Raw genomic sequence first — 4,060 nt, forward strand, 5'->3', positions numbered from 1 at the left:
CTGCGGGGGTCGCCGAGGGCGACGTGGCCGCAGACGCGCCCCCCGTGCACGTCGGCGCACTGGTGCCGGGTCAGCACCTCGGTACGCGGGCCCAGCCTCGCCGCCGCAAGCAGGGGCGTCCGCCGGGACGCAAGCCGTGAGCCGCGGACTGCCCAGCGTGCCCGAGGACCTGCGCGACCGGTTGGCTGCCCTGGTGCACGACGTGCACGACTACCCGCAGCCAGGGGTGACCTTCAAGGACATCACCCCGCTGCTGGCCGACGCCCAGGCGTTCGCGGCCACCGTGGAGCACCTGGTCGCGCGTGCCGACACCCCGATCGATCTCGTGGTCGGCATGGAAGCGCGCGGGTTCATCCTCGGTGCGCCGGTCGCGGTGGGGCTCGGCGCCGGGTTCATCCCCGTGCGCAAGGAGGGCAAGCTGCCCCGCGCGACCCTGAGCGGCGCCTACGACCTCGAGTACGGCAGCGCCGTGCTCGAGGTCCACCCCGACACCATCCCCGACGGGTCCCGCATCCTCGTGGTCGACGACGTTCTGGCCACCGGGGGCACGGCGGCAGCGACCGTCGAGCTCCTGGAGTCGGCCGGCGGCGTCGTGGTCGGGCTCGCGTTCCTCATGGAGCTCACAGCCCTCCGCGGGAGGGCACGGCTCGCCGGCCGGGAGCTCGACGTACTCATCAGCTACTGAGCCTCATCAGCTACTGAGCCGCGCCGTGGGACGGCGAGCAGGCACCTCCGTCGTGGCATGGTCCGCGGCATCCCGTCGAGCGACCTAGACTTCTACGATCGTCGCGCGGCAGGAGGTACTCCATGGCTGAGAAGGGCACCACGCCGCCGCCTGCGCCCAGCAGCGCCGTCGAGCCCCCGGTCACGGGGAGCAGGGTGAGGTCCCGCCTCGCGCGGTTCGGGGCCCGGAGCCCGGCAGGGTCACCAGCGCTCGAGCCGCTCATGCTCGCGGTGCGGGCCAACCACCCGAAGGCGGATCTGTCGGTCCTGGAGCGTGCCTACGAGACGGCCGAGAAGGCCCACCGGGGTCAGGTGCGCAAGAGCGGGGACCCATACATCACGCACCCCGTCGCGGTGGCGACGATCCTCGCCGACCTCGGGATGACCCCACCGACCCTCGCCGCGGCTCTGCTGCACGACACCGTCGAGGACACGTCCTACTCCCTGCACGACCTCACGGCGGACTACGGCCCCGAGGTCGCGATGCTCGTGGACGGCGTGACCAAGCTCGACAAGGTCGTCTACGGGGACGCCGCCCAGGCCGAGACCGTGCGCAAGATGGTCGTCGCGATGTCGCGGGACATCCGCGTCCTCGTCATCAAGCTCGCGGACCGGCTGCACAACGCTCGTACCTGGCGCTTCGTGCCGGCCGCCTCGGCCCAGCGCAAGGCCCGCGAGACGCTGGAGATCTACGCCCCCCTCGCGCACCGCCTCGGCATGAACACCATCAAGTGGGAGCTCGAGGACCTGTCCTTCGCCGCCCTGTACCCCAAGGTCTACGAGGAGATCGTGCACCTCGTCGCCGAGCGCGCGCCGGCCCGCGACGAGTACCTCTCGGTGGTGCGCGAGCAGGTCAACGCCGACCTGCGCACCGCGAAGATCCGCTGCACGGTGACCGGCCGCCCGAAGCACTACTACTCGATCTACCAGAAGATGATCGTCCGGGGACGCGACTTCGGTGACATCTACGACCTGGTGGGCGTCCGTGTCCTCGTGGACTCGGTGCGGGACTGCTACGCGGCCCTGGGCGCCCTGCACGCGCGGTGGAACCCGGTCCCCGGCCGGTTCAAGGACTACATCGCGATGCCGAAGTTCAACATGTACCAGTCCTTGCACACCACGGTGATCGGGCCGGGCGGCAAGCCCGTCGAGATCCAGATCCGTACCCACGAGATGCACCGGCGGGCCGAGTACGGGGTCGCGGCCCACTGGAAGTACAAGGAGGTCGCCAAGCAGCAGGGTGGCGGCCCGGTCGACGCCGCGGGGGACATGGCGTGGCTGCGCCAGCTCGTGGACTGGCAGCGCGAGACGGCCGACCCCAACGAGTTCCTCGAGTCCCTGCGTTTCGAGATCCGTGGGGCCGAGGTCTTCGTCTTCACCCCCAAGGGCGACGTGATGGCCCTGCCGGCGGGCTCGACCCCGGTGGACTTCGCCTACGCGGTGCACACCGAGGTCGGCCACCGCACCATGGGCGCCCGGGTGAACGGTCGGCTCGTCCCGCTCGACTCGACCCTCGAGAACGGCGACGTCGTCGACGTCCTGACCTCGAAGTCGGAGACCGCTGGCCCCAGCCGCGACTGGATGACCTTCGTCAAGAGCCCCCGGGCGCGCAACAAGATCCGCCAGTGGTTCTCCAAGGAGCGTCGCGAGGAGGCCATCGAGCACGGCAAGGACGCCATCGCCAAGGCGATGCGCAAGCAGAACCTGCCGATCCAGCGGCTGCTGTCCCACGAGTCGCTCGTCACCCTCGCGAACGAGATGCGCTATGCGGACGTCTCGGCGCTCTACGCGGCGATCGGCGAGGGCCAGGCCACGGCGTCGACCGTCGTCCAGCGGCTCGTGCAGTCCATGGGCGGCGAGTCGGGGACCGAGGAGGACGTCGCCGAGACCGCACGCCCCGGTCAGCAGACCCGCCGACCGCGGGGCGGGGACGCGGGGGTCGTCGTCAAGGGCGTGTCGGACGTCTGGGCCAAGCTGGCCAAGTGCTGCACCCCCGTGCCGGGGGACGAGATCATGGGCTTCGTGACTCGCGGCGCTGGGGTCAGCGTTCACCGCACGGACTGCGGGAACGCCGACGGGCTGCGGGCGCAGCCCGAGCGCCTGGTGGACGTCGAGTGGGCCACGAGCGCGAACACGCTGTTCCTGGTGCAGATCCAGGTCGAGGCCCTCGACCGCAGCAGGCTCCTCTCGGACGTCACACGGGTTCTCTCGGATCACCACGTCAACATCCTGTCGGCCTCGGTCGCGACGTCGAGGGACCGGGTGGCCATCTCGAAGTTCGTCTTCGAGATGGCCGAGCCCAACCACCTGGCCTCGGTCCTCGCAGCGGTGCGCAAGGTGGACGGCGTCTTCGACGTCTACCGGATCACGGGCTCGCGGGCCGAGGCCCACGAGCCCGCCTGATCACCCGCGGGCGTCCTGCGCGGCCCGCTCGACCTGCTCGAGCCAGGACCGGCGGGCGTCCAGGGCGGCCTGCGCCTCGGAGATCCGGCGCGCGTCCCCGGCCTCCTGGGCGGCGACCAGATCAGCCTCGAGGCCCGCGATCGCGGCCTGGAGCTGAGCGGCAGCGCCCTCCGCCCGTGCGCGGGTCTCGGGGTTGGTCCGGGTCCACTTGGCCTGGTCGGCGTCGCGGATCGCCTGCTCGACCGCCCGCAGGCGCCCCTCGACCCGCTGGATGTCGCCGCGGGGCACCTTGCCTGCGGACTCCCACCGGTCCTGCAGGTCACGGAGCGCGGCCTTGGCGGCCCCGAGGTCGGTGACGGGCACGAGCTTCTCGGCCTCGGTCAGGAGCTGGAGCTTGACCTCGAGGTTCGCGGCGAACTCTGCATCCGTCTCGCGCTGCGAGGCGTCCCGGGCGTGGAAGAAGGTGTCCTGCGCGGCGCGGAACCGCGCCCAGAGGGCGTCGTCGTCCTTCCGGCTCGCACGGCCGGCGGCCTTCCACTGGGTCATCAGGTCGCGGTAGGCGCCCGAGGTGGCTCCCCAGTCCGTGCTGGACGCCAGCCGCTCGGCCTCTGCGACGAGGCGTGCCTTCTCCTCCTTGGCCGTGGCGTTGCGCTTCTCCAGGTCGGCGAAGAACCGGCGTCGCCCCCGGTCGAAGGTCGACCGTGCGTGGCTGAAGCGCTTCCACAGCGCGTCCTCGGCGCCGCGGTCCAGTCGCGGCCCGTGGCGCTGGGCGTCCTTCCACTGGTCGAGCAGGGTGCGGAGCTGATCGCCGGCCGGCCGCCACTGCATGCGGTCCGGGTCGGTCGCGGCGAGCTTCTCGGCGGCCTCGACGATCTCGGTGCGTGACTCGAGGGCTGCCTGCTTGGCGGCGGCCCGCTCCGCCTCGGCCGCGGCC

The 4,060-nt window shown here is 71.7% G+C and carries 3 protein-coding genes; 2 read left to right on the forward strand and 1 reads right to left on the reverse strand.

Going from position 1 to position 4,060, the window contains the following annotated elements:
* Positions 1-136 precede the first annotated feature (136 nt).
* Positions 137-685, forward strand: a complete 549-nt coding sequence (locus tag L0B03_RS14790) for an adenine phosphoribosyltransferase (RefSeq protein ID WP_250447141.1) — start codon at positions 137-139, stop codon at positions 683-685.
* A gap of 122 nt (positions 686-807) precedes the next feature.
* Positions 808-3,126, forward strand: coding sequence for a bifunctional (p)ppGpp synthetase/guanosine-3',5'-bis(diphosphate) 3'-pyrophosphohydrolase (locus L0B03_RS14795; RefSeq protein WP_250447144.1), 2,319 nt, complete (start codon positions 808-810; stop codon positions 3,124-3,126).
* On the opposite strand, the gene L0B03_RS14800 is transcribed toward L0B03_RS14795, so the two are convergent.
* The coding region (locus tag L0B03_RS14800; RefSeq protein WP_250447147.1) for a DUF349 domain-containing protein at positions 3,127-4,060 on the reverse strand (934 nt) is incomplete at its 5' end.

Source organism: Actinotalea sp. C106 (assembly GCF_023630195.1).
Classification (GTDB): Bacteria; Actinomycetota; Actinomycetes; order Actinomycetales; family Cellulomonadaceae; genus Actinotalea.

Excerpts from the sequence above, each read along its gene's own strand:
- L0B03_RS14795 (WP_250447144.1), top strand. The coding sequence starts at position 808 with ATGGCTGAGAAGGGCACCACGCCGCCGCCTGCGCCCAGCAGCGCCGTC.